This is a genomic window from Bradyrhizobium sp. UFLA05-109, assembly GCF_054185165.1.
Genome location: NZ_JBBIAR010000076.1, coordinates 20216 through 44826, shown reverse-complemented (window position 1 = coordinate 44826; position 24611 = coordinate 20216). Strand labels below are relative to the sequence as shown.

The 24611-nt window shown below is 64.1% G+C and carries 23 protein-coding genes; 14 read left to right on the top strand and 9 right to left on the bottom strand.

Annotation, left to right across the window (positions count from 1 at the left end):
- Positions 1-136 precede the first annotated feature (136 nt).
- Positions 137-2854: a bifunctional diguanylate cyclase/phosphodiesterase gene (locus Q3C01_RS37485; protein ID WP_458150327.1), complete on the bottom strand. Its 2718-nt coding sequence runs from the start codon at positions 2852-2854 to the stop codon at positions 137-139.
- A 320-nt stretch (positions 2855-3174) separates the two neighbouring features.
- Between Q3C01_RS37485 and Q3C01_RS37480 the strand changes: the two genes are divergently transcribed.
- Complete coding sequence (locus Q3C01_RS37480) at positions 3175-3339, top strand: Flp family type IVb pilin (RefSeq protein WP_458150325.1); 165 nt, start codon at positions 3175-3177, stop codon at positions 3337-3339.
- On the opposite strand, the gene Q3C01_RS37475 is transcribed toward Q3C01_RS37480, so the two are convergent.
- Positions 3320-4573, bottom strand: a complete 1254-nt coding sequence (locus Q3C01_RS37475; protein ID WP_458150324.1) for an MFS transporter — start codon at positions 4571-4573, stop codon at positions 3320-3322. The genes Q3C01_RS37480 and Q3C01_RS37475 overlap by 20 nt on opposite strands.
- 96 nt (positions 4574-4669) lie before the next feature.
- On the opposite strand from Q3C01_RS37475, the gene Q3C01_RS37470 reads away from it, so the two are divergent.
- Positions 4670-5263, top strand: a complete 594-nt coding sequence (locus tag Q3C01_RS37470; RefSeq protein ID WP_458150323.1) for a CGNR zinc finger domain-containing protein — start codon at positions 4670-4672, stop codon at positions 5261-5263.
- 72 nt (positions 5264-5335) lie between these two features.
- On the opposite strand, the gene moaC is transcribed toward Q3C01_RS37470, so the two are convergent.
- From moaC to Q3C01_RS37450, 4 genes are read right to left on the bottom strand one after another with little or no spacing between them, the layout of a single operon-like run.
- Positions 5336-5845 (bottom strand): cyclic pyranopterin monophosphate synthase MoaC, encoded by a 510-nt coding sequence (moaC, locus tag Q3C01_RS37465; protein ID WP_458150322.1) that lies wholly within the window; start codon positions 5843-5845, stop codon positions 5336-5338.
- A gap of 1 nt (position 5846) precedes the next feature.
- Complete coding sequence (trpC, locus tag Q3C01_RS37460) at positions 5847-6665, bottom strand: indole-3-glycerol phosphate synthase TrpC (protein WP_458150321.1); 819 nt, start codon at positions 6663-6665, stop codon at positions 5847-5849.
- A 7-nt stretch (positions 6666-6672) separates the two neighbouring features.
- Entirely contained in the window at positions 6673-7686 is a 1014-nt protein-coding gene (trpD, locus tag Q3C01_RS37455; protein ID WP_458150320.1) for an anthranilate phosphoribosyltransferase, read from the bottom strand.
- A gap of 17 nt (positions 7687-7703) precedes the next feature.
- Positions 7704-9602: a peptidylprolyl isomerase gene (locus tag Q3C01_RS37450; RefSeq protein ID WP_458150319.1), complete on the bottom strand. Its 1899-nt coding sequence runs from the start codon at positions 9600-9602 to the stop codon at positions 7704-7706.
- Between the two features lie 208 nt (positions 9603-9810).
- Here Q3C01_RS37450 and tpiA point away from each other — a divergent pair, with 208 nt between their 5' ends.
- The 3 genes from tpiA (at position 9811) to Q3C01_RS37435 (ending at position 12910) form a co-directional block, all read left to right on the top strand.
- The gene (gene tpiA / locus Q3C01_RS37445; protein WP_458150318.1) at positions 9811-10566 is read left to right on the top strand and encodes a triose-phosphate isomerase; all 756 of its coding nucleotides are present in this window, start codon (positions 9811-9813) and stop codon (positions 10564-10566) included.
- Positions 10567-10722: 156 nt separating this feature from the next.
- Positions 10723-11112, top strand: coding sequence for a preprotein translocase subunit SecG (secG, locus tag Q3C01_RS37440; protein ID WP_458150317.1), 390 nt, complete (start codon positions 10723-10725; stop codon positions 11110-11112).
- A 166-nt stretch (positions 11113-11278) separates the two neighbouring features.
- On the top strand, positions 11279-12910 hold the full coding sequence (locus tag Q3C01_RS37435) for a CTP synthase (protein ID WP_458150316.1): 1632 nt from the start codon (positions 11279-11281) through the stop codon (positions 12908-12910).
- 145 nt (positions 12911-13055) lie between these two features.
- On the opposite strand, the gene Q3C01_RS37430 is transcribed toward Q3C01_RS37435, so the two are convergent.
- The gene (locus Q3C01_RS37430) at positions 13056-14714 is read right to left on the bottom strand and encodes a tetratricopeptide repeat protein (RefSeq protein WP_458150315.1); all 1659 of its coding nucleotides are present in this window, start codon (positions 14712-14714) and stop codon (positions 13056-13058) included.
- 275 nt (positions 14715-14989) lie between these two features.
- Between Q3C01_RS37430 and Q3C01_RS37425 the strand changes: the two genes are divergently transcribed.
- The 4 genes from Q3C01_RS37425 to Q3C01_RS37410 all read left to right on the top strand — a co-directional run bounded on the left by Q3C01_RS37425 (position 14990) and on the right by Q3C01_RS37410 (position 17919).
- A complete protein-coding gene (locus Q3C01_RS37425; protein ID WP_458150314.1) occupies positions 14990-15316 on the top strand; it encodes an NIPSNAP family protein in 327 nt (108 codons plus the stop codon).
- Positions 15317-15416: 100 nt separating this feature from the next.
- Positions 15417-16268 carry a 3-deoxy-8-phosphooctulonate synthase gene (kdsA, locus tag Q3C01_RS37420; protein WP_458150313.1) on the top strand — a complete coding sequence of 284 codons (852 nt, stop codon included), beginning with the start codon at positions 15417-15419 and terminating at the stop codon, positions 16266-16268.
- Positions 16268-17479 (top strand): MFS transporter, encoded by a 1212-nt coding sequence (locus tag Q3C01_RS37415; RefSeq protein WP_458150312.1) that lies wholly within the window; start codon positions 16268-16270, stop codon positions 17477-17479. Before kdsA ends, Q3C01_RS37415 begins: the two co-directional genes overlap by 1 nt.
- A 47-nt stretch (positions 17480-17526) precedes the next feature.
- Positions 17527-17919: a TfoX/Sxy family protein gene (locus Q3C01_RS37410; protein ID WP_458150311.1), complete on the top strand. Its 393-nt coding sequence runs from the start codon at positions 17527-17529 to the stop codon at positions 17917-17919.
- Here the strand turns inward: Q3C01_RS37410 and queF are convergent.
- Both queF and Q3C01_RS37400 read right to left on the bottom strand, forming a co-directional pair.
- Positions 17916-18368 carry a preQ(1) synthase gene (queF, locus tag Q3C01_RS37405; RefSeq protein ID WP_458150310.1) on the bottom strand — a complete coding sequence of 151 codons (453 nt, stop codon included), beginning with the start codon at positions 18366-18368 and terminating at the stop codon, positions 17916-17918. The two genes, Q3C01_RS37410 and queF, sit on opposite strands and share 4 nt — an antisense overlap.
- A 144-nt stretch (positions 18369-18512) precedes the next feature.
- The gene (locus Q3C01_RS37400) at positions 18513-19484 is read right to left on the bottom strand and encodes a Vgb family protein (protein ID WP_458150309.1); all 972 of its coding nucleotides are present in this window, start codon (positions 19482-19484) and stop codon (positions 18513-18515) included.
- Positions 19485-19649: 165 nt separating this feature from the next.
- On the opposite strand from Q3C01_RS37400, the gene eno reads away from it, so the two are divergent.
- From eno to Q3C01_RS37375, 5 genes are all read left to right on the top strand, one after another.
- Positions 19650-20933, top strand: a complete 1284-nt coding sequence (eno, locus tag Q3C01_RS37395; protein WP_027522645.1) for a phosphopyruvate hydratase — start codon at positions 19650-19652, stop codon at positions 20931-20933.
- Positions 20934-20960: 27 nt separating this feature from the next.
- Positions 20961-22100 (top strand): zinc-binding dehydrogenase, encoded by a 1140-nt coding sequence (locus Q3C01_RS37390; protein WP_458150308.1) that lies wholly within the window; start codon positions 20961-20963, stop codon positions 22098-22100.
- A 111-nt stretch (positions 22101-22211) separates the two neighbouring features.
- Entirely contained in the window at positions 22212-23210 is a 999-nt protein-coding gene (locus Q3C01_RS37385; protein ID WP_458150306.1) for an MBL fold metallo-hydrolase, read from the top strand.
- A 182-nt stretch (positions 23211-23392) separates the two neighbouring features.
- Positions 23393-23944: an NADPH-dependent FMN reductase gene (locus Q3C01_RS37380; protein ID WP_458150305.1), complete on the top strand. Its 552-nt coding sequence runs from the start codon at positions 23393-23395 to the stop codon at positions 23942-23944.
- A gap of 204 nt (positions 23945-24148) precedes the next feature.
- The gene (locus Q3C01_RS37375) at positions 24149-24466 is read left to right on the top strand and encodes an FtsB family cell division protein (protein WP_458150303.1); all 318 of its coding nucleotides are present in this window, start codon (positions 24149-24151) and stop codon (positions 24464-24466) included.
- Positions 24467-24611 lie beyond the last annotated feature (145 nt).

Sequence of the window (24611 nt, the reverse complement as noted above, 5' to 3'; positions counted from 1 at the left end):
GCTTTAGGCCTCGCGTCGTGGTTCGCAGGGTGGGCAAAGCGAGGTGTGCCCAACCTCGTGTCTCGCCGCGGATACAGAAGCGGTGGGCACGTCGCTGACGCTCCTTTGCCCACCCTACCGCATCTCGGCCTACAGCCTAGCTTGCTTGGCGGCGGCTCTCGTGGTCGCTTCGCTGGGAGAGACGGCTGCGGTGGAGCGTAAACAGCTCCTGCACCTTGTCGACTGGCTTCGCGGCGCTGAACAGATAGCCCTGCATTTCGCTACAGCCGAGCGCGCGGAGCAGGCGCTGCTGTTCCTCGGTCTCCACGCCCTCCGCGGTCGTGGTCATACGCCGCGCAGCGGCGAGGTTGACCACGGCCTGCACGATGCTGGAGGAGCCATCGGGGCCGGCGATATCCTCGACGAAGCAGCGATCGATCTTGATCTTGTCGAACGGGAAGCGGTGCAGGTAGCTCAGTGACGAGTAGCCGGTGCCGAAATCGTCGAGCGCGATGCGCACGCCGATGGCGCGGAGCTGATGCAGGATGGCGAGCGCGGTGTCGTCGTCGCGGATCAGCACGGCCTCGGTGATCTCGAGCTCGAGCCGGCTTGCCGGCAGGTTGGAGGCGGCGAGCGCCGCCATGATCTTCAGCGCCAGCGTGCCGCTCTTGAACTGCACGGGCGAGACGTTGACCGCTAGGCGGATGTCATCCGGCCAGGTCGCAGCATCCCGGCACGCCGTCGTGAGCACCCACTCGCCGATCTCGTTGATGAGGCCCGTGTCCTCCGCGATCGGGATGAACTCGGCGGGCGAGACCATGCCGCGCTCCGGATGGCGCCAGCGCACCAGAGCCTCGCAGCCCGTGATGGTGTCGTCCTTCAGGCTGAGGCAGGGCTGATAGAACACTTCGAGCCCGCCATGGGCGATGGCATGCCTGAGGTCGGTCTCGAGCTGCCGCCGCTCACGGACCTTGGCATCCATCTCCGGCTCGAAGAAACGATAGGTGCGGCGTCCGGCGGCTTTGGCGGCGTACATCGCCAGATCCGCATTCTTCAGGATCTGATCGAGCTCGGTGCCATGGTCCGGCGCCAGCGCAATGCCGATCGAGGCGTCGGTGGTGAGGTGGTGGCCCATGCAGTCGAACGGCTCGCGGATGGCGGCGAAGACCCGCGCCACGAGATCGGTGACGTGGTCAGGCGAGTTCACGGCGCTCTGTACGATCGCGAATTCGTCGCCGCCGAGGCGGGCGACGAATTCGGTCCCGCCGGCGCAACGGTTCAGATGCGCGGCGATCGATTTCAGCAGCTCGTCGCCGACGAGATGGCCGAGCGCGTCGTTGACGCCCTTGAATTCGTCGATGTCGATGTAATGCACGGCGATCTGCTCGCCGTCAGCGATAGCATCCAACGCGTTCCGCAGATGCTCGTGGAACATGGTGCGGTTGGGCAGGTCGGTCAACGCATCGTAATGCGCAAGATGGGTGATGCGCTCCTCGGTGCGGCGGCGCTCGGTGATGTCCTCATGCGTGGCAACCCACCCGCCGTCGGCGAGAGGCTCGTTGACGATCTGGATCGAGCGGCCGTCGGAGGTGTCGATCACCATGGAATTGCGGAGGTGGACGTCGCGCAGCACGCGCGCGACATAGCGGTTGACGTCGCCGGCGAATGAGCCGGTCGCCTTGCGGTGCGCGATGATGTCGTGAAAGCTGCAACCGGGCCTCACGACGTCGGCCGAGAGGCCGTACATCTCGAGATAGCGCTGGTTGCAGACGATCAGCCGTTGCGAGGCGTCGAACAGCAGGAGCCCCTGCGTCATGTTGTTGACGGCACGGTCGAGCCGCTGCTTCTCCAGCGTCAGCCGTTCCCGTGAAAGGCGGTGCTGTGCGGAAAGTTTGCGAACCACGGCGATCAGCAGCGCAGTGATGGCGAGCGCGGCGGCGATGGCGATCGAGACCAGGAGTGCGATCTGCTCGCGCCAGTCCGCGAGCGCCGCCGTTCTCGTGTTGGTCGCGACCATCACGATCGGGAAGTGGGGCAGGGCGTGCGACGAGATCAGGCGATCGTCACCGTCGACCGTGCTTGTGAAGCGGCCAGTGAAGTGATCGAGGTCGAAAACCTTCTGCTGCGCCTCGGGGCCGATCTTGAAGTTCTGACCCATGGCTTCGTCGACATGGGGGTAGCGGGCGAGCAGCGTGCCGTCGCGATGAAGCATCGAGATCGTCGCGCCTTCGCCGAGCGCAACGGAGGCGAAGAATTTCTCGAAACTGGCAGGCTCGATGCCGCGGCCGACCAGGCCCAGGAACTCGCCGTTCGGGCCAGTGACTTTGCGAAGGATCAGGATCGTCCACATGCCGGAGACGCGGCTATGGACGGGTTGGACCAGCATGTCCGGCGCGCGCGGATCGGATTTGAAAGTTCGGAAATAGGCGCGGTCGGCGACATTGACCTTCGGCGGAGGCCAGACGAGCGAAGAGTTGATCAGCTCGCCGTCGGCGTCGAAGATGTTGACGCCGCCCACGTAGGACAGCGCCTCCATCTTGGAGCGAAGCGTCCGATGGACGTCCCGCGTGGACAGGCGCCTGCGATAGTCTTCGACGCTTGCGATGCCGCTGGCGCGCATATTCGTGATGAGGTCTTTCTGGATGACCTCGAAATCCTGCAGCTGCTGGTCGAAATGATGAGCAAGGAGCAGCGCCGTGTTATCCAGCTCGCGCGCACTGTTGCGCAGCGCGCGCTCGCGGAAGTTCTGGGCCATCAGCGTCGCGCCGATCGCGATCGCCGCAATCAGCAGCATGCCGCCCACCACCAGCCAGCGGATCGGTCCGCTGCGGGTCAGTGCCGTTTGACCGAGGAGGCGACTGCCGAATTCCGTCATGTTCTGAAACGCTGCCGTGTACACGCCAGGATCAGTTCTTGAACCCGGAAACATCCGTTGGTTTACGGGAACGATGTGGAGGCGACGTTAGGAATCGCGGTTAATGAAAGATGAATCGACGCGAGAGTCCTAAGGTGCGCGCGATGAGCAGGGCCAGCAGATATTGCCGGTGCGGTGTATCTGGGCGGTCAAATCTTGCCGGTTATGTCCGCGTCAATCGAAACTTAACCATCTAACGTGCTGGCGATGCTCGCGCGCGCGCTGGCACGACATTTGCGAGTTGTCCCGTCATCCCACGGAGAGGACAGGATAACGAGATCATGAAGACGACGTTGCAAAAGTTCATTGCCGACGAGTCCGGCGCTACCGCGATCGAATACGGCTTGATCGCCGCCGGCATTTCGCTTGCCATCATCACCGTCGTCAACGGGCTCGGCACCAAGCTCAACAGCAAGTTCGGATCGATCAGCGCCTCACTGCGCTGATCGTCCGCGTTGCACTTCGCAACAGCGGCGCCGCCGCGATCAGCGCCGCGACGACATTTGCGGCGGCGCTGATCAGGATCGGCAGCGTGTAGCTGTGCGTTGCGTCGTAGGCGAAGCCTGCGGCGGTCGGCCCGATCAGCGTGCCGAACGCGACGCTGGTGTAGAGGATGCCGATGATGCCGCTGACGTTGCGTCCGCCGAAATGGTCCATCACGACCGCGGGGAGCACCGCGACCCAGCCGCCGTAGAACACGCCATACACGAAGGCGAAGCCGGCGAGCGCGAAGGCGCCCGCCGAGATCGCCCAGATCGCCATGGCGAGCGCCATGCCGAGCAGGACCATGATCAGCGACCGGTCGCGGCCGATCCGGTCGGCAAGGCCGCCGAGCAGGAACCGCCCGGCGGTACTGCCGACGCCGATCGTGCCAAGCAGCAGCACGGCGGACGAGGTCGCAACGCCGTGATCGCGTGCGTAGGGCACGAGATGTACGAACGGGACGAAAGCGCCGAACGAGCAGACCAGGCAAGACAGATAGAGGCCTGCGAACCGCGCCGAGCGCACGGCCTCCAGCACCGCCGCGCCTCCGCTTCCAATCGAGCGTGCTGCCTCGGGCGGGGCGCCGTCCGGGCCGAGGCCACGGTCGCGCGGATCGTTCTCGAGCAGCAATGAAATCCCGCCGCCCAGCACGATGGCGACCGCGGCGAGCACCAGATAGGCCCCGCGCCAGCCGACTGTCGCGATCAGCAGCGCTGCTATCGGCGGCATCGCCAGTGTGCCGAGCCCGATGCCGCTGACGGCGAGACCGGAAGCAAATCCGCGGTGTTTGACGAACCAGCGCTGCATCGCACCGATCGCGGGGACGTAGGCGCAGCCGACGCCGAGGCCTATTCCGAGCCCGTAGGCGAGATAGACCTCGGTGAGGGAGTGCGCCGCGCTTGCGGCCGCAAGGCCTGCGGCGACCACAATCATGCCCGTCACGGCCAGGGGACGCGCGCCGAAGCGGTCGGCGAGCGGGCCGCTGACGACCCCGAGCGCGAAATACAGAAAGCCCGCGATCGAGAACACCAGCGAAACCGAGCCGCGCGAGGCGCCGAAGTCGCGTTGGAGTGGTTCCAGGAACGCGCTGAACGTATAGGCGGAACCGAAGCCGACGAACGTCACCGCGAAGGCGGCGGCGACGACGAGCCAGCCGTAGAAAATGCGATAGTGGGTGAATGTCGTTGTGTCTGCCATCTCGGTCTCCATGGTGTGACGCGCCAAATGACACCAGTAAACGAATTATACCAATGTCGGTTGCGGTCAACCAGTAAAAATGATTTACTAGTGTCCATGTCGAAGCAATCCCGGAAATTCAAAGTTCCCGACGAGCTGGCCGCGCTCTACGACTTCGCCAATTCGCTCGATGTCCGCCACTTCTTGCACTTCGGCGTACAGCATCCGCAGAGCGATGCGCTTTCAGGCCCGAAGGAGCTCGGGGAGTGGTTGGCGGAGCACGGCATGGGCGAGGGCGGCGCTAAGATCACGCCAGCGATGTTCCAGACCACGCTGCGACTGCGCGAGGCGCTGCGCGCCTATCTGCAATGCGAGCCGGCCGAGCGGCGCAGGAACAGGGATGTTCTTGGTGCACTCGATGGCGCGCTCGAGCCGTTTCCGTTGCGGGTAGAGGCACGTGCGGGCCGCGGCGCAACGCTCGCAGCGGTGCGTCAGGATGCCCTTGCGGGCTTGTCGGCGATCGCCATCGAGTTTCACGACGGCACGCTTGCGGGCACGCTGGACCGGCTGAAGATGTGTGCGTCGGAGGAATGTCGCCGCGTGTTCTACGACCGGTCGAAACCGTCCACCCGGCGCTGGTGCATGTCGACGCTGTGTGGCAACCGGATGAAGACGCGCGCTTACCGCGAGCGCCAGCGTGAGGCGAAATAGTTCAGTGCGTGCGCTTTATTGATTGAGCATGATCTTGTCGGAAAACCGCTGCACACTTTTCCGGATCATGATCTAGGCGCGGTAGTGGCCGGACTTGCCGCCCTTCTTCTCGACGAGATGAATTCCCTCGATGCGCACGCCGCGCTCCACCGCCTTGATCATGTCATAGATCGTGAGGCAGGCGACCGAGACGGCGGTCAGCGCCTCCATCTCAACGCCGGTGGGACCAGTGACCTTCACGGCGGCGCGCACGTGGCACCCCGGCAGTCCGTCGTCGGGCTCGATGTCGACGGTCACCTTCGACAGCGCGAGGGGATGGCAGAGCGGGATCAGCTCCGAGGTTCGCTTGGCCGCCATGATGCCGGCAATGCGGGCGGTCCCGAGCACGTCGCCCTTCTTGGCGTTGCCGGAGCGGATCAGATCGAGCGTCGCCCTGGTCATGACGACGCGCCCCTCCGCGACGGCGAGCCGCTCGGTCGCGGGCTTCTCCGACACGTCCACCATCCGCGCCTCGCCGGAGGCGCCGATATGGGTGAGGGCGGGATTTGCCTTTGCTTTGGTCTTGGACGATGAACGCGCCATCTCAGCGCATGCCCGTGGCGCGCGGGGCCTCGCGCGACAGGAGCGCGCGGGTGGCAGCCGTCACGTCGGCTTGTCGCATCAGGCTTTCGCCGACGAGGAAGGTCGACATGCCCACGCGCTCGAGGCGGGCGAGGTCAGCGGGTGTGAAGATGCCGCTTTCGCCGACCGTCAGCCGCCCCTCGGGGATCAGCGGGGCCAGCGTCTCACTGGTCGCAAGCGTGGTTTCGAAGGTCCGCAGGTTACGATTGTTGACCCCGATCATCGGTGAGCGCAGTTTCAGCGCGCGGTCGAGCTCGCTCGCGTCATGGATCTCGACCAGGACGTCCATGCCGAGCGCCAGCGCGGCATCCTCGATATCTTTTGCCACCGCATCGTCGAGCGCGGCCATGATGATCAGGATGCAATCGGCGCCATAGGCGCGGGCCTCGACCACCTGATAGGTGTCGAACAGAAAATCCTTGCGCAGCACCGGCAGCGACGTCGCCGCGCGCGCTGCGACCATGAAGTCGATATGCCCCTGGAAGGATGGCGTATCCGTCAGCACCGACAGGCAAGCAGCGCCGCCGGCCTCGTAGGCCTTGGCGAGCAGCGGCGGGTCGAAATCGGGACGGATCAGCCCCTTGGAGGGGGACGCCTTCTTGACCTCGGCGATCAGCGCATAGTCGCCATTGGCGAGCTTGTTACGGATCGCGCGCAGAAAACCGCGCGGCGCAGAAGCGACCTTGGCTTTGGCTTCCAACGCGGCCAGCGGCTGCGCGCGCTTGGCTGCTGCGATCTCCTCGCGCTTATACACCTCGATCTTGGTCAGGATGTCCGACATGCGAGGCTCAGCTATTGGAGACCGCGATCAGGTGTTTTAGCCGCGCCGACGCCGCGCCGCTGTCGATCGACTTGGCGCCGAGCGCCACACCTTCCTTGATATCCTTGGCATGGCCGGCCACCACCAGCGCGGCAGCCGCGTTGACCAGCGCGACATCGCGATAGGCGCTGGGCTTGCCGTCGAGCACGCTTTGCAGCGCGATCGCGTTGGCGTCGGCATCACCACCCTTCAGGCCGACCGCTTCGCAGCGCGGAAGGCCTGCGTCCTCTGGGGTGATCTCAAAGGTCTTGATCTCGCCCTTGTGCAGCGAGCTGACGAAGGTCGGGCCGGTGAGGGTAATCTCGTCGAGTCCGTCGGAGCCGTGAACCACCCAGACCGAGTCGGAGCCGAGATTCCTCAGCACCTGCGCCAGCGGCTGCACCCATTGCCGGGAGAACACGCCGACCATCTGCCGCTTCACGCCGGCCGGATTGGACAGCGGTCCGAGCAGGTTGAAGATGGTGCGGGTGGCGAGTTCGACGCGGGTTGGGCCGACGTTCTTCATTGCGGGATGATGCGCGGGGGCGAACATGAAGCCGATGCCGCATTCGCGCACGCAGCGGCCGACGTCCTCGGGCTTGAGGTCGATCCTCACGCCGAGCGAGGCCAGCACGTCGGCTGCGCCCGAGCGCGACGACAGCGCGCGGTTGCCGTGCTTGGCGACCGGCACGCCGGCGCCCGAGACGATGAACGACGCGCAGGTCGAGACGTTGACCGAGCCCGAGCCGTCGCCGCCGGTGCCGACGATGTCGACGGCATCCGCCGGTGCGTCCACGCGCAGCATCTTGGAGCGCATCGCCGAGACCGCGCCTGTGATCTCGTCCACGGTCTCGCCGCGCACACGCAGCGCCATCAGAAGCCCGCCCATCTGCGAGGGGGTGGCCTCGCCGGACATCATGGCATCGAAGGCGGAGGCTGCTTCGTCACGCGACAGGCTGGCGCCGGTCGCCACTTTTCCGATAATCGATTTCAGGTCGTCCATCGCGTGCTTTCAACTGATTACTGGTTCGCGCCCGTCACCTGCGCGAAGGCGGCCTGATTAATGGTGGTTCCGATGTTGGTTTCAAGCTTGTTGACGTAGGACGCGACCTGCTCGTCGGTGAGCGAACGGTCGAGGCTCTCCTTCAGCTTGGCGATTCCTTCGGAGGCGAGATCGACCGGCGGATCGACGATGTCGGTCACGCGGAAGATGATGACATCGCCGCCCGCACCCGGACTCTGGCCGACGCCGTCCTTGGCGGTGCGGAATGCGGCCGCGACCAGGCTCGACGGCACGCCGGCGGGGGTGTCCTCGCGCTTGAAGCTTGCGGCGGTCTCGACCTTGGCGTTGATGGCTCCGGCTTCGTCCGCGAGCTTGCCACCCTGTTCGAGCTTCTGCACGATCTCGGTCGCCTTGGCGCGCAGCTTGGTCGTGATCTGGTCCTGACGCCAGCGTGCCTCGACCTGGTCGCGGACCTCGTCGAGGCTACGCTCGCGCGACGGCGTGATGCCGAGCACGTCGTACCAGACATAGCCGCCGCGGAATGAGATCGGATCGTTGTCGACGCCGACGTCGCTGTTGAAGGCTTGCGACACCACGTCGAGCCCTTGCGGGATGTTGGCGACCGGCTGGCCGTTCGGCGTGCGGCCGGAGCGGTCGACGGCCTCGATGGTCACGGCAGCAAGCCCGAGCTTCTGCGCCGCGTCGATGACGCTGGAGCCGCCGCCGCGCTCGTCTTCCATCTTGTCGCGCAATTCGGCGACCTTGGCGCGGGCGCGTTCGGCTGCGATTTCCCGTTTGATGTCGCCGGCGAGGTTGGCGAAGTTGGCCTCCGCGCCCGGCTCGATCTTGTCGACCTTGACCAGCGCCACGCCGAAGCGGCCCTGGACGGGCTGGCTGATCTCGCCAGCGGGCAGCGCAAAGGCGGCGTCCGCCACGGCCGGATCGAGGATCGCGGATTTGGTGACGAGGCCGAGATCGGAGTCCGCCGCGCTAAGCCCGCGCTCCTTGGCGAGGTCCTCGAACGACGTTCCGCTTGCGAGCTTGGTGCGCGCAGCTTGCGCCTCCTCGACCGTCGGGAATACGAGCTGATGCACCTGGCGCTTCTCCGGCGTGCCGAGCCGGTCCTTACGCTGCTCGAACACCTTCTTGGCGTCGTCGTCGGAGACGTCGGTCCACTTGCCGATCTCTTCCGGCGAGATCACGACGAAGGAGATCTTGCGGTATTCGGGCGCACGGAATTGGACTTTGTGGTCCTCAAAATACGCGGCGAGCGCCTCGGGCGAGGGCGGATCGATCGTGCCGGCCTGCGCGGCGTCGAGTTTGACGAATTCGATGGAGCGCTGCTCGTTCTGGTAGCGGCTCAGCGCATCGATCATGGTCTTGGACGGCTCGAGGCCCGCGCCGATCGTGCCGGTGATCTGTCGGCGCAGCGACACCTTGCGCTGCTCGGCGGTGTAACGCTGCTCGGTATAGCCGAAATTGCGGATCATGGCCTGGAAGCGCTGTGCGTCGAAATTGCCCGCTGCGCCCTTGAAGTTCGGGTCGTTCATGATCATCCGGCGGAGCTCATCGTCCGACACGCCAAGCCCGAGCCGGCGGGCCTCTTCATCGAGGGCGGCTTCCGCGATCGCCTGCTGGAGCACCTGGCGGTCAAGGCCGAAGGCGTGCGCCTGCTCTGGTGTCAGCGGGCGGCCGAACTGGCGGCCGATCTGCTGCATGCGGTCGGTATAGATCTGACGGAATTCGTTCAGCGAAATCTCCGTGTGGCCGACTTTGGCCACCGTGGACTGCCCGAAGCCGCGGAAGATGTCGGCGATGCCCCAAATGCCGAAACTGATGATCAATACACCCATCACCACGGCCATAATCGTCTTGCCGAGCCAGTTTGATGAGGCCTTGCGCATTCCTCGAAGCATTGCGTCCAACTTGTTTGGCAGGAGGGAACCGGGCGCGCCTTAAAGCAGATTCCGCAAAAGCGCATCACCGAATTGATATGGCATCATAAAGTGGCGGCTTTCCCCCCGCAACCTGCCGCTCCCTTAAGCTGTGTTAACAGGCCGGGTCTGGAACTGGGACGCCCGGTCTGCTAGCGCATGCCCGACCTCATTTCGCTGGAATTTGGACATGACAGACGCCATCCGACCGCTGATCGCCGGAAACTGGAAGATGAATGGCCTGAGGGCCTCCGCTGCCGAATTCGACGCCATGCTCGCCGGCGCGGCAGAGGTCGCCGCCAAGGCGGATCTCCTGGTGTGTCCGCCTGCGACGTTGATCTCAGCCTTTGCGGCCAAGGCGGCCGGCAAAAAGGTCGCCGTTGGTGCGCAGGATTGCCACCCCAAGGCCTCCGGCGCCCATACCGGCGATATCGGGGCTGAAATGCTGGTGGATGCGGGCGCTTCCGTCATCATCGTTGGCCATTCCGAGCGCCGCGCCGACCACGGCGAGAGCGATGATTTGGTGCGGCAAAAGGCCGAGGCCGCCTGGCGGGCAGGGGTGATCGCGATCGTCTGCGTCGGCGAGACGCAGGGACAGCGTGATGCCGGTCAGACCCTGGATATTTTGCGGGGCCAGCTCAATCTGTCGCTGCCGGACGGCTCAAAGGCCGACAATCTGGTTGTGGCCTATGAGCCGGTCTGGGCGATCGGCACGGGCCTGACTCCCACAGCCCAGGATGTCGAGCAGATTCATGGCTTTATCCGGGAACTGTTGACCTCCCGCTTCAGCCACGAGGGGGCGAGGATGCGCATCCTCTATGGCGGCTCGGTCAAGCCGTCGAATGCGGCCGAATTGATGGCGGTCGAGAACGTCAACGGCGCGCTGGTCGGCGGTGCCAGCCTCAAGGCGGCCGATTTCCTTGCGATCGCCAAGGGCTGCCCTTAGCTAACCGGCAAAGCGCAGGCGGCTCAAAGCGGAGTCCGGACCCATCGGGGGTGGCAATGCCAGTCCTGATCGTGTAACACCGCCCAACTTCAGGAAAACCCGCAAAGCGCGATGGCTGCCGGCACCGGCGCTGTCGGCTTGTGACGGAAGGGTATCATGCAGACCGTTGTAATCGTTATCCATCTCATGATCGTCGCCGTGATGATCGGCGCCGTGCTGCTGCAGAAGTCGGAAGGCGGCGGCCTCGGCATGGGTGGAGGCGCAGGCTTCATGTCGAGCCGCGGCACCGCGAATCTCTTGTCGCGCACGACCGCGATCCTGGCCGCCGGTTTCTTCCTGACCAGCCTCTTCCTGTCCTGGTATGCGGGGTATGACCGCAAGCCGTCTTCGATCATTGGCCAGCCGGCATCGCAGTCTCAGCCCGCCGGTGGTGCGGCTCCGGTGGCGCCGCCGACCTCTGGCGGTGTCCTCGATACGCTGAAGAAGGCGGACGAGCAGCAGCAGAATCAGGCACCTGCCGGTCCGCAGCCGCCACGTTCGCAATAAAGCAGAGGGGCCATGCAGGACAACGCCTAGCGTCCTGCATCAACAATCCCCATCAAGGCTCTGGCAACACACTCAGTTCTGGCTCACCCACAGGCCCGCAAATTGTTTGGGGCGGGACACGAATCGCTTTTGCGAATCGAGTTCGGGGGATTAAAGGTTAAGTCCCATGGCGCGGTACATATTCATCACCGGCGGCGTGGTCTCTTCGCTCGGCAAGGGTCTGGCTTCAGCGGCACTGGGTGCTCTGTTGCAAGCCCGGGGCTACAAGGTCCGCCTCCGTAAGCTCGATCCCTATCTCAATCTCGATCCCGGAACGATGTCGCCGTATCAGCACGGCGAAGTGTTCGTGACCGATGACGGCGCGGAGACCGATCTCGATCTCGGTCACTATGAGCGCTTCACCGGACGGCCGGCGACGAAGGCCGACAACATCACCACCGGCCGCATCTATCAGGACATCATCTCCAAGGAGCGCCGCGGCGATTATCTCGGCGCGACGATCCAGGTCGTGCCGCACGTCACCAACGCCATCAAGGAGTTCGTGCTGTCAGGCAACGACGAGTACGACTTCGTGCTGGTCGAGATCGGCGGCACCGTCGGCGACATCGAGGGCCTGCCGTTCTTCGAGGCGATCCGCCAGCTTGGCAACGAGCTGCCGCGCGACCATGCGGTGTATATTCACCTCACGCTGCTGCCCTATATTCCGAGCGCCGGCGAGCTCAAGACAAAACCAACGCAGCATTCGGTGAAGGAGCTGCGCTCGATCGGCATCCAGCCGGATATCCTGCTCTGTCGCACCGATCGCGAGATTCCGAAGGAAGAACGCCGCAAGCTCGGGCTGTTCTGCAACGTGCGCGAAAGCGCCGTGATCGAAGCGCGCGACGTCGACAACATCTACGCCGTTCCCGAGGCCTATCACGCCGCGGGCCTCGACGACGAGGTACTCGCCGCGTTCGGCATCGGCTCGCGGATTCCGCCGGCGCTGCAGAGCTGGCAGCAGATCAACGAGCGCGTCCGCAATCCCGAGGGCAACGTCACCATCGCCATCGTCGGCAAGTACACCGGCATGAAGGATGCGTATAAGTCGCTGATCGAGGCGCTGTCGCATGGCGGCATCGCCAATAAGGTGAAGGTCAATCTCGACTGGATCGAGAGCGAGATCTTCGAGAAGGAAGATCCCGCGCCGTTCCTCGAGCACGTCAACGGCATCCTGGTGCCCGGCGGCTTCGGCCAGCGCGGTGCCGAGGGCAAGATCAAGGCGGCGCAGTTCGCGCGCGAGCGCGACGTGCCGTATTTCGGCATCTGCTTCGGCATGCAAATGGCGGTGATCGAAGCGGCACGAAATCTCGTCGGCATCGAGGAGGCCAACTCCACCGAGTTCGGTCCGACGAAGGAGCCGCTCGTCGGTCTGATGACCGAATGGCTGCGCGGAAATGAGCTCGAGAAGCGCTCGCGGGCCGGCGACCTCGGTGGCACGATGCGGCTTGGTGCGTATCCCGCGGCGCTCACGCGTGGCAGCCGCGTTTCGCGGGTCTATGGCGGCGCGACCGAGATTTCCGAGCGCCACCGCCACCGCTACGAGGTCAACACCGCCTACAAGGATCGTCTGGAGCAGCACGGCTTGAAGTTCTCAGGCCTCTCGCCCGACGGCGTGCTGCCGGAGATCGTGGAATACGAGGATCACCCCTGGTTCATCGGCGTGCAGTTCCACCCCGAGCTGAAGTCGCGCCCCTTCGAGCCGCATCCGTTGTTCGCCTCGTTCATTCAGGCGGCGGTGGTGCAGAGCCGGCTGGTGTAGGCGGGCCCGGCCTGTCCTGATGAACTCGGGTAGCCGCGGGCTAAAGCGCGATGACATTAGGGTGAATCGTCATCGCGCTTTAGGTTGTTGTTGAGCATGATCTTTTCGGAAAAACCGCTGCACACTTTTCCGGATCATGCTCTAGCTAAGCGGCTGCCATGTCCATTCTCCGACAGAAGCAGGATGCTCTGATCGGCACCTCCGCGCGGGCCTGGGCGAGATCGAGCCGCTGCCTGATCAGCGCGGTCTCGACCTTGTCGCCGCGGCGAACCAGGCATTCGTGCAGTCCGTGGAGCGACCACAGATTATCGGGATGCTGGCAGGCTCGGCTCAGCTTGCCATCGAGGCCGAGATCGGAACGATAAACCGCCTCGGCTTCCTCTACTCGTCCCTGCTCCAGAAGTAGCGCGCCGAGCGCATGACGCGGCGGCTGCATCCATCCCCAGGGCTCATCATAGGGCAACGCGTCGCTGAGCTCGACCGACCGGCGCAGCTGCGCGAATGCAGTATCGTAATTGCCCTTGCGGTATTCCAGTTCGCCGTTCAGCATCGCCTCGGCCACGCTGAGCAAGTTCACCACCTTGTTGTTGTGGATGAGCCGGCTCTCCGGCACGCGGATCCTCGCCGCCGCGAACAACGCCTTCTCAGTCTCGGCCTCGGCGACATTGCCGAGTGCCGAATGAGCGACCGCCTTGGCGTAGTGGATCATGGCGGTCACCGAGCAGTAGAGCTCGGGGTCCTGCGGCAGTTTCTGTGCGATGATGTCACGCCATTTGCCGAAGCGCACGAGAACGTGCTGCTTCATCGTCAGGTAGCCCTCGAGGAAATCCGCCATCGGCGGAGATTCGATACGCAACACCGGCTCCGGGACCGTGGCGATCAGCTCCTCGGCCGTCGCGATGGCGGGGGCGTACTGGCCGAGGAACATCGCGCCGTAGATCGCGAAGTGGAAGTTGTGAATGACGTAGATGAGGTAGACGCCTGGATCGTCCGAATAGGCGAGGAAGCTGCGGTCGGTCGCCAGCGCCTTCTGGTTATAGAGCAGCACGTCGTTGTATTGCCCGCAAAGCACGTCGAGATGGGTCGGCATGTGGATCAGATGGCCGCCGTCGGGAACGAGCGCGCGCAACCGGTCGCCAGCCCGCATCGCCCGCTGCGGGAAGGGCGACATCTCCATGAGGTGGACATAGAGATGCAGCAGGCCCGGATGATCCCACGCAGCCGGAATCTTGTCGAAGGCTTGCTCGAGGACTGCTCTGCATTCGTCGGTGCCGGCGCCCGCGGCGGGTTTGCCGGAGGGGAGGTCCCACATCAGCCACGGGGTCTCGTTCATGATCGCTTCGGCAAAGATGTTTCGGACCTCGAGATCATCGGGAAAGGCCGCGAAGATTTTGCGCATTTCTTGCGTAAAGGACTTGTCCCACGGCGACATGTCCTCGATCGCCTCGCGCTGAGGATAGCGCGCAGGCAAGGCTCGGATCAGCGCTTGCTCGACCGGGCTTGCGTTGTCCGCATGCGCGAGCGCGTCCTGCATCGCGTCGTAAGACGCCGCCAGCGCCATCTGCCGACCGTGCGCGTCATAGCGAACCCAGGGCAGGTTGTAGTTGGGCCCGGAAGCGTAGCTGATGCCCCAATGTGCCATCGCGCAGTCGGCGTCATGCTGAAGTGCTTTCCGGAAGCACTTGATCGCTTCGCCGTGGTTGAATCCGAACACCCAGTTGAGCCCTCGGTCGAACCATAGCTGTGCGTCGGGCGATGACGTGGTGACTTTGCGGCTGTATGGCCCGAGATCAAAATAGGTCATGGCGTCTGCCTCCTTTGATCGCTTGTTCCTTTGGGCTGCGTTGCCGATTGCCTCGGGGACATCAGTGGCCTGGTGTGGTGCCGGTGATGCGCAGGACCAAGCCGGAACCTTACCAAGAAGGCGGGCCAAGTGCCAATGAGTCCGCGTCTGCTCTCGCTGGCAGTTGCCTCCCGGGCGAGCCATGCGCAAGGCGCCGCCCGGACCGCCGTACCGGCGCAAGACACGCTCTGGTCCTGCCGATATAAACGCGAGCCAAGAATCGGGGAGGACTGCCGATGATCTACGAAATGCGCCAGTATCGCTGCGTGCCGGGCCGGCTGCCGGCGCTACTCAAGCGCTTCGACACGATCACGCTGAAGCTCTGGGAGAAGCACGGCATCAAGCAGGCCGGGTTCTTCACCACGCTGATCGGCGAATCCAACCAGGAGCTGACCTATTTCCTGGCCTGGCACTCGCTTGCCGAGCGCGAGACGAAATGGACCGCGTTCATGACCGATCCGGAATGGATCGAGGCGCGCGCCAAGACGGAAGCGGATGGCCAGATCGTCGCGAACATCGTCAGCCAGATCCTGGCGCCGACCGCTTTTTCCACGGTGAAGTGACGGCCGACTTCGCAACCCTGATATTCGGGGGGTAGGGCCGAATAGGGTTGATCCGCCCCTCGTCGCCGCTATGGTCGCGTCGAAACAGGGGAAATTGACCTTGAGCTCTTCGCCGTCAGCAGCGCCGGTCGTCACCATTGGCACGGTCAAATTCGGCAATGATCTGCCGATCTCGATCATTGCCGGGCCGTGCCAGCTCGAAAGCCGCCAGCATGCGCTGGAGGTGGCCTCTGCGTTGAGGGAGATCGCTGCGCGGCTGAAGGTCGGCCTCGTCTACAAGACCTCGTTCGACAAGGCCAACCGCACCAGCGCATCCGCTGCGCGCGGCCTCGGGCTTGCGCAGTCACTGCCGATCTTCGCCGAGATCCGTTCTTCGCTCGGCCTTCCCGTGCTGACCGACGTGCACGAGGCGACGCAATGCGCCGAGGTGGCGCAGGCGGTGGACATCCTGCAAATCCCGGCGTTCCTGTGCCGGCAGACCGATCTTCTCCTGGCCGCGGCTGCGACCGGCAAGGTCGTCAACGTCAAGAAGGGGCAGTTTCTGGCGCCCTGGGACATGGCCAATGTCGTAACCAAGATCACCAGCGCGAACAATCCCAACGTGCTCGTCACCGAGCGTGGCGCGTCTTTCGGCTACAATACGCTCGTTTCCGACATGCGCGCGCTGCCGATCCTGGCGCGCACCACCGGTGCGCCCGTGATCTTCGATGCCACTCATTCGGTGCAGCAGCCGGGCGGGAAGGGGACTTCCTCGGGCGGCGAGCGCGAATTCGTGCCGGTGCTGGCGCGCGCGGCGGTCGCCGTCGGCGTCGCCGGCGTCTTCATCGAGACCCACCCCGATCCCGACCACGCGCCGTCGGACGGACCCAACATGGTGCCGCTGCGCGAGTTCGAGGGCCTGCTGCGGAGATTGATGGCGTTTGACGCGCTCGCCAAAAGCGCAGCGGGCTGATGCTTCAGTCCGTGGCCAGGCCATCGTCCGAGCAAAAGTTTCCGCCCGCGATCAATATCATCGCAATCGCCGGCTTTTCGGCGGCGTTGTCGACACGGGCGCTCGATCCCGTCCTGCCACATGTCGCCGAGGATTTTGCGATCGGCATCACGACAGCCGCGAGCATCGCGGCCGGCTACGCCCTGATCTATGCGCTGGTTCAGCCTGTGGTCGGAGCGGCGGCCGACCTGTTCGGCAAGGCGCGGCTGATGACCATGTGCCTGGCGTTGCTCGGCGTCGCCTCGATTCTGGGCGCGTTTGCGACCAGCTTCTCGGGTCTGTTCGCGAGCCGCATCCTGGCTGGCATCGCCTCGGGCGGCGTGTTTCCGGTCGCGCTCGGTCTGACCGCCGATCTCGTCGCGCCGGCCAAGCGGCAAGTCGCGATCGGGCGTACGCTGGCGGGCTCGATGACCGGCAATCTGCTTGGCGCAACTGCCGCCGGCATCATCGGCGATCTCATCGGCTGGCGTGGAGTGCTCGTGATCCTCGGCGCGCTCGGCCTGATTGCGGCGGCCGCGGTGGCGGCGGGCTTTCGCGGTGCCGCGCTGACTCCGCCGCCCAAAACCGACCTGAAGACCTTGCGGCAGGGTTATCGCACCATCTTCGCCAATCCCAATACGCGCTTCTGCTACTCGGCCGTGTTCGTGGAGGGCTGCTGCGTGTTCGGCCTGTTTCCGTTCATCGCGGCCTTCTTGTTCGATCTCGGCGAGAAATCGCTATCGATTGCGGGCATCGTCATCGCAGGCTTTGCGATCGGCGGGCTGTTCTACACCTTCACCGTGTCACATTTCCTGCCGCGGCTCGGCGTCAAGGGCATGATGATTGCGGGTGCGAGCCTCGTCGGCGTGCAGCTCGTTGCGCTCGCCTTTGGTCCCGGCTGGAAGCTGCAATTTGCCAGCATGCTGCTGATGGGCTGGGGATTTTACATGATCCACGGCTGTTTGCAGGTGTTTGCCAGCGAACTGTCGATCGGAGCGCGGGCGACCGCGATGTCGCTGCATTCGTTCTTCTTCTTCATGGGACAGACCGTCGGGCCGCTCGCCTATGGCTTCGGACTCGCCCATGCCGGCAAGGGGCCGACCCTATTTGCAAGCGCGGGGATCATGGTGGTGCTGGGACTGGTCTGCGCCCGCCTGCTCAGGCAGCGCGCGCCGGCGGATGCGCGCGTTTGATCGGGCGTATTGCGGCGCTAACATAGTGCTCCCCTGAGGGAGCGAGCATGGTTGCCGGCGACAGCTTCATAGAGTTTCTGCGCGAGCAGCTCGCGCCGCTCGGACGCATCACGGTACGGCGCATGTTCGGCAAGACAGGCGTGTTCTGCGATGGCGTCATGTTGGGGATGGTAAAAGACGATACGCTTTACTTCCGCGTCGATGATGGCAACCGCGCAATTCTGAGGGAGGCGGAAGCGTTTCCGCCTCTGAACTACGAGAAGAAAGGCGGCACCATCGATCTCGCGTTCTGGCGGGCACCGGAACGCCTGTTCGACGACCCCGATGAACTCGTTGCGTGGGCGCGATCCGCGCTGGAGGCGGCGCGTCGGGTTGCATTGAAGCGAGACCGCACGACGCCCAAGCGAGGATCATCAGCGAAGCGGCCGATCAAGCACTAGCCCCGCCCGCGGTACGGCGCGACGCCTTGCTCCGGTACCCACAGGCCCTTCGGCACGCGGCCGGTCTGCCAGAACACGTCGATCGGGATGCCGCCGCGCGGATACCAGTAGCCGCCGATGCGGATCCATTTCGGCTTGATCTCGGATGCGATGCGCTTGCCGATCATCACCGTGCAGTCCTCGTGAAAGGCGCCATGATTGCGGAAGCTCGCGACGTAGAGCTTGAGCGATTTCGACTCCAGCAGCCACTGGCCCGGTGCGTAGTCGATCATGAGATGGGCAAAATCCGGCTGGCCGGTGACCGGGCAGATCGAGGTGAATTCCGGCACGGTGAAGCGCACCAGATAGTCCGTGTCCTTCTGCGGGTTGGGCACGCGGTCGAGCTGGGCTTCTTCCGGCGTGTGCGGCCATTCGACCGCACGGCCGAGCTGGAGAGGTTTTTTCGTCATCGTGTTTGCGTCCTTTGGAGCATGATCCCGGAAAAGTGGGCACCGGTTTTCCGAAGGGATCATGCTCAGTCGAAAAAGCCAGAGCGCGATACGATCGCGCTCTGGGGACGCTGACATGGACGCAAGCGGGGCTTGACGTCAACCTCAAGCGACGGTCTGGATCATGACCATCCGGTCGTTGCCGGACTCGCAACCCCACAGCTCACCCGGCCTTCCGTCGAGCTGGCGCACATTCGCGTTTGGCTTGTCGCTGGCGAAGACGTTGAACTTCTCGGTCGCGGGATCGAAGCGGACGATGGCGTTGGCGGAAAAATCTGTCAGCCAGACCTTGTCCTTGTCGTCGACGAAAACCGCGTAGGCGCGAGGGTGATCGCCCGGCAGCTTCCAGGTTTTCCACGAACCGTTGGCGGGATCGTGCACCGACACGTGCCCGCTGTTCCACTCGCTGACCCAGATCCGGCTCTTCGAATCCGACCAGACGCGCCGCGAGCCCGCATTCGGCGTCGGCGGCTGCACGACGCTGGCGTTGCCGGTGGCAAGATCGATCCTGGCGATGTAGCTGCCGGCGAGCGAGGCGTACCAGACGTCGCCCTTGGGCGTCACTGTGATGCCATAGGGCCCGACGCCTTTCGGCGCCGTGAACACCGTCATCTCTCCGGATTTCGGCACGAGCCGGCCATAATAGCCAGACTGTCCGGTGAACCAGTAGGTGCCAGCCTTGTCGAACACGCCGGTGTTGAGATTGGCATAGGCAAATTTTTCGGGCAGGCGGAACAGCGTGACCTTCAGATCGCCCGGGTCGACCCGCGCGATCGCGTTCTGGCCGCCCTCGGTGATCCACGGCGCGCCGTCGGGGCCGATGGTCACGCCATGGGGAGCCGCGCCCTGGCCGAGGTCGACCGTCCTGAACGAGCCATCCTTCGGCTCGAGCTTGCCCAGCATGCCCTTGCCTTGCGCAGTGAACCAGATCATCCCGTCGGGGGCGGGGGTGAGGTCGTGCAGGCCGATGCCAGGGCTGATCGGGAAATATTTTGTCCGGAACGGGCCCTCCTGCGCAAAACTTGGGCGAGTGGCCAGGAGGGCGGCGCTGGAAGCGAGAAACTGGCGGCGATTCATGGCGTTACCCCGACTGTCTATGATTGAGGTTGGACGCGCCGATCAAGTTTAGTCTGAGGCTCTTCAAGCGTCAGTCGAACTGGGTCTCCCGAGCGTTCACATTTGCTTGCGCTCCGTGTAAGACGCCCCCGCGAACTGACAGCTCTAACGAATGGAAGCGCAATCATGACCGCCATTGTCGACATCATCGGCCGCGAAATTCTCGATAGCCGTGGCAATCCCACCGTCGAGGTCGACGTCGTGCTGGAAGACGGCTCGCTCGGCCGCGCTGCGGTGCCCTCGGGCGCCTCGACCGGCGCCCATGAGGCGGTGGAACTGCGCGATGGCGACAAGGCCCGCTATCTCGGCAAGGGCGTCTCGAAGGCCGTCGGCGCCGTCAACGGCGAGATCTATGAGGCGCTCAGCGGCATGGACGTCGAGCACCAGGTTCAGATCGACCAGGTCATGATTGATCTCGACGGTACGCCGAACAAGAGCCGTCTCGGCGCCAACGCCATTCTCGGCGTGTCGCTCGCCTGCGCCAAGGCGGCCGCGCAATCCCTCGACATGCCGCTCTATCGTTACGTTGGCGGCACCTCGGCGCGGGTCCTGCCGGTGCCGATGATGAACATCATCAATGGCGGCGTCCACGCCGACAACCCGATCGACTTCCAGGAATTCATGATCCTGCCGGTCGGCGCCACGAGCTTCGCCGAAGGTCTGCGCTACGGCGCGGAAGTCTTCCACACGCTGAAGTCCGAACTGAAGAAGGCCGGCCACAACACCAATGTCGGCGACGAAGGCGGCTTCGCGCCGAACCTGCCGTCGGCGGACGCCGCGCTCGAATTCGTCATGAACGCAATCGGCAAGGCCGGCTTCAAGGCGGGCTCCGACGTCGTGCTCGGACTCGACTGCGCCTCGACCGAGTTCTTCAAGGGTGGCAAATACGTCTATGAAGGCGAGGGCAAGACCCGCTCGATCTCCGAGCAGGCCAAGTATCTCGCCGACCTCGTGTCGCGCTATCCGATCGTCACCATCGAGGACGGCATGTCGGAGGACGACATGGACGGCTGGAAGGAGCTCACCGATCTCATCGGCAAGAAGTGCCAGTTGGTCGGCGACGATCTCTTCGTCACCAACGTCAAGCGCCTGTCCGAGGGCATCAAGGCGGGCCGGGCCAACTCGATCCTGATCAAGGTCAACCAGATCGGCACGCTGACCGAAACGCTCGCTGCCGTCGAGATGGCGCACAAGGCGGGCTACACCTCCGTCATGTCGCACCGCTCCGGCGAGACCGAGGATTCCACCATCGCCGATCTCGCGGTCGCCACCAATTGCGGCCAGATCAAAACCGGCTCCCTTGCGCGCTCGGATCGCACCGCCAAATACAATCAGCTCCTGCGCATCGAGCAGCAGCTCGGCAAGCAGGCCGTCTATCCCGGCAAGGCGGCGCTGAAGGCGCTCGCGTAAGCAACGAGCAGAAGAGGGGAGGTCGACATGAGCGACGGAAAAAACGGACTTCAGTTGCGTTCTCTGATCAAGAAGAGCGGCGAGCTCGAGATCTCGCTGGTCGACGTGCCGACCCCCGAGCCCGCCGAGGACGAGGTCGTCGTCCGCGTCGAGGCGACGCCGATCAACCCGTCGGATCTCGGTCTGCTGGTCGGCGCCGCCGACATGAGCACCGCGAAGGCGTCGGGCACGAAGGATACGCCCGTTATCACCGCCAAGGTGCCGGATGGTGCGATGCAGGCGATGGGCGCCCGGCTCGACCAGTCACTGCCGGTTGGCAATGAGGGCGCCGGTGTCGTCATCAGGACCGGCTCGTCTGACGCCGCGAAGGCGCTGATGGGCAAGACGGTCTCGATGATCGGCGGCGCGATGTACGCGCAGTACCGGACCTTGAAGGCGAGGGACTGTCAGCCGCTGCCCGAGGGCACGACTGCAGCTGAGGGCGCGTCCTGGTTCGTCAATCCGCTCACCGCGCTCGGCATGACCGAGACCATGCGCCGCGAGGGCCACAAGGCGCTGGTGCACACGGCGGCTGCGTCCAATCTCGGGCAGATGCTGAACAAGATCTGCATCAAGGACGGAATCCCGCTCGTCAACATCGTGCGGAGCAAGGAGCAGGCCGAAATCCTGCACAAAATCGGCGCCAAATACGTCGTCGATTCCACTGCGCCGAGCTTCCTTGACGATCTCACCAATGCGCTGGTCGAGACCGGCGCCACCATCGCCTTCGATGCCATCAGCGGCGGCAGGCTCGCCGGCAACATCCTGAGGTGCATGGAAGTTGCGATCAACAAGACGGCCAAGGAATACAGCCGCTACGGCTCCAGCGTGCACAAGCAGGTCTATGTTTACGGCATGCTCGACACGCGGCCGATCGAGCTGCCGCCCGGCTTCGGCATGGCCTGGGGCGTCGGCGGCTGGCTGTTGACGCCGTTCCTCCAGAAGATCGGGCCGGCCGAGATCGGACGGTTGCGTCAGCGGGTCGCGAGCGAATTGAAGACGACGTTTGCCAGTCACTACACCAAGGTGGTGTCGCTTCCAGAGGCGCTCGATCCGGCCAACATCGCGCTGTACGCCAAACGGGCGACTGGCGAAAAATTCCTCATCAACCCAAATAAATTTGCGTGAGGCCGACGCGAGCGTGACCAAAGAAGGTCTTGCGTTCTGAGCAAGGCGGGAGAACATTCCCGCCGCAATTGAAAGCGGAAAAAACCGCAACGCTCAGAAGGGGACATTCCCATGACCGAACTCAACCGCCGTCACCTGCTTGCCGGCGCCGCCGCCGTTGGCGCGGCGAGCCTGTCTCGCCTGGGAACCACGTCAGCCAATGCCGCGGTGCCGCAAAGCGGCGCGCAGGCGCCGGGCTTCTATCGCTACAAGGTCGGTTCCTACGAATGCACCTCGATCAATGACGGGGCGCGCACCTTCCCGATGCCCGACAAGTTCGTCACCAACATCCCGAAGGAGGAGGCGCTCGCCGCCGCCGACGCCGCCTACATGCCGAAGGGCATGGTCACGATCCCGTTCAACCCGCAGCTCATCAACACCGGCAGCAAGCTGGTGCTGATCGACACCGGTAACGGTATTGCGAATTTCGAGGCGAGCAAGGGTGCCGTTGGCCGGACCCTTCAGAACCTCGCGGCCGCGGGCGTCGATCCGAAGAGCATCGATGTCGTGCTGTTCTCTCACCTTCATCCCGACCACACCAACGGCGTTCGCCTCGCGGACGGGACTGTGGCCTTCCCGAATGCAGAGCTGATGGTGCCGGCCAAGGAATGGGAATTCTGGACGAGCGACGAGAACGCCGCCAAGGCCCAGTCCAACGAGATGATGAAGAACTACTTCGCCAACGTGAAGAAGACCTTTGCGGGTCTTGAAACCAAGGTGACGAAGTATGATTGGGGCAAGGAGGTTGCGCCCGGCATCACCTCCATCGGAACGCCCGGCCATACGCCCGGACACACCTCATTCGCCGTCGCGTCGGGCAATGCCAAGGTGCTGCTCCAGTCCGACGTCACCAACATTCCCGAGCTGTTCCTGCGCAATCCGGATTGGCACGTTGCCTTCGACACCGATGGTGCTCTCGCGCAGCAGACGCGCCACAAGTTCTACGACATGGCGGCAGCAGAGAAGGCGACGGTGGTCGGCTTCCACTTCACCTTCCCGTCGATCGGCCACATCGAGAAGGATGGCGCCAAATATCGCCTGGTTCCTTCGGCCTGGAATCCGACGATCTGATCGGTTCAGTTGTTCGCGTCAGTTGATCGGGCCGCCGCCTGGCGGCCCGATTGTTTTGGGCGACTGGTCGCTTTCGCGAAACGCTGCGTTTCCAAATCGAAACGGTTCATGCACTTGCATCCTCTCGCCGAGGTGGATTAAGTGCGCGAGCCCATTTCCCGCTTAGAGGTTCAAGGACAACCATGGCCTACAACATCGTCACGATCGCCGGCAGCCTGCGCAAGGAGAGCTTTTCGCTCAAGATCGCCAACGCGCTCGCGAAGCTCGCGCCTAGCTCGCTTTCGCTCGAGGTGGTCACGCCCGCCGGCATCTCGTTCTTCAACCAGGATCTGGAAGCGGCTCCCCCGGCCGACTGGCTGGCCTTCCGCGAAAAACTCCAGAAGTCGAACGGCGTCCTGTTCGTGACTCCTGAATACAACCGCGCGATCCCGGGCGTCCTGAAGAACGCGATCGACGTTGCTTCGCGGCCCTATGGCAAGAGCTCGTTCAATGGCAAGCCGGTCGGTATCATCTCCAACTCGCCGGGCCCGCAGGGCGGAGTCAGTGCCGCGAAAACGCTCCAGAACATCCTGCCGGGCATTACCGGGGCAATCATGCAGCAGCCGGAGACTTACCTGAACGCCGTTGGCGACGCCTTCGACGCCGCGGGCAACCTGGTCAAGGACTCGCTGAAGACGGTGCTCCAGCAGTACATCGACGCCTTCGCCGCGCACGTGGCCAAGCATCAGGGCTGATTGGCTGGCTGGGCCCTCACAACCTTAGGGCACGTGCAACTCTGCGTCATGGCCGGGCTTGTCCCGGCCATCCACGTGTTTACCGGGACGAAGAACGTGGATGCCCGGCACAAGGCCGGGCATGACGCGTGGTGAAACTGTGCCCGATCTCATCCATCATTCGGGATTAGCACTCCCTTAACCAACCTGTCCCATCTTGCGGACATGGTCACGCGTGCGCGCCTCAAATCGATTCTGACCGGCCTTGCGCTCTACGCCATGGCGGCCGCGATCGTCGGCTATTTCGGCATCAACGCCTACACCGGCAAATACGGCCTCAACGCCCGCCAGGAGCTCGACCAGGAGATCATCGCGCTGACCAGTGAACTCGCGCGGCTGAAGCGCGAGCGCGCCGAGGGCGAGCAGCGGGTGTCGCTACTGCGCTCGGAAAAGATCGACCCCGACATGCTGGACGAGCGTGCGCGCTTCCAGCTCCAGTTCGTCAATCCGCACGACCTCGTGCGGATGAACAATTCGAACTAAACCTCCTGCGTTGTAACGCTCTCTACACCTCATCCTGAGGAGCCCGCGGGACGCGTGCGTCTCGAAGGATGGCCGCGGGAAAAATTGGTGCGCCTCATGGTTCGAGACGCGCGTCCCGCGCTCCTCACCATGAGAGGCTGATGAC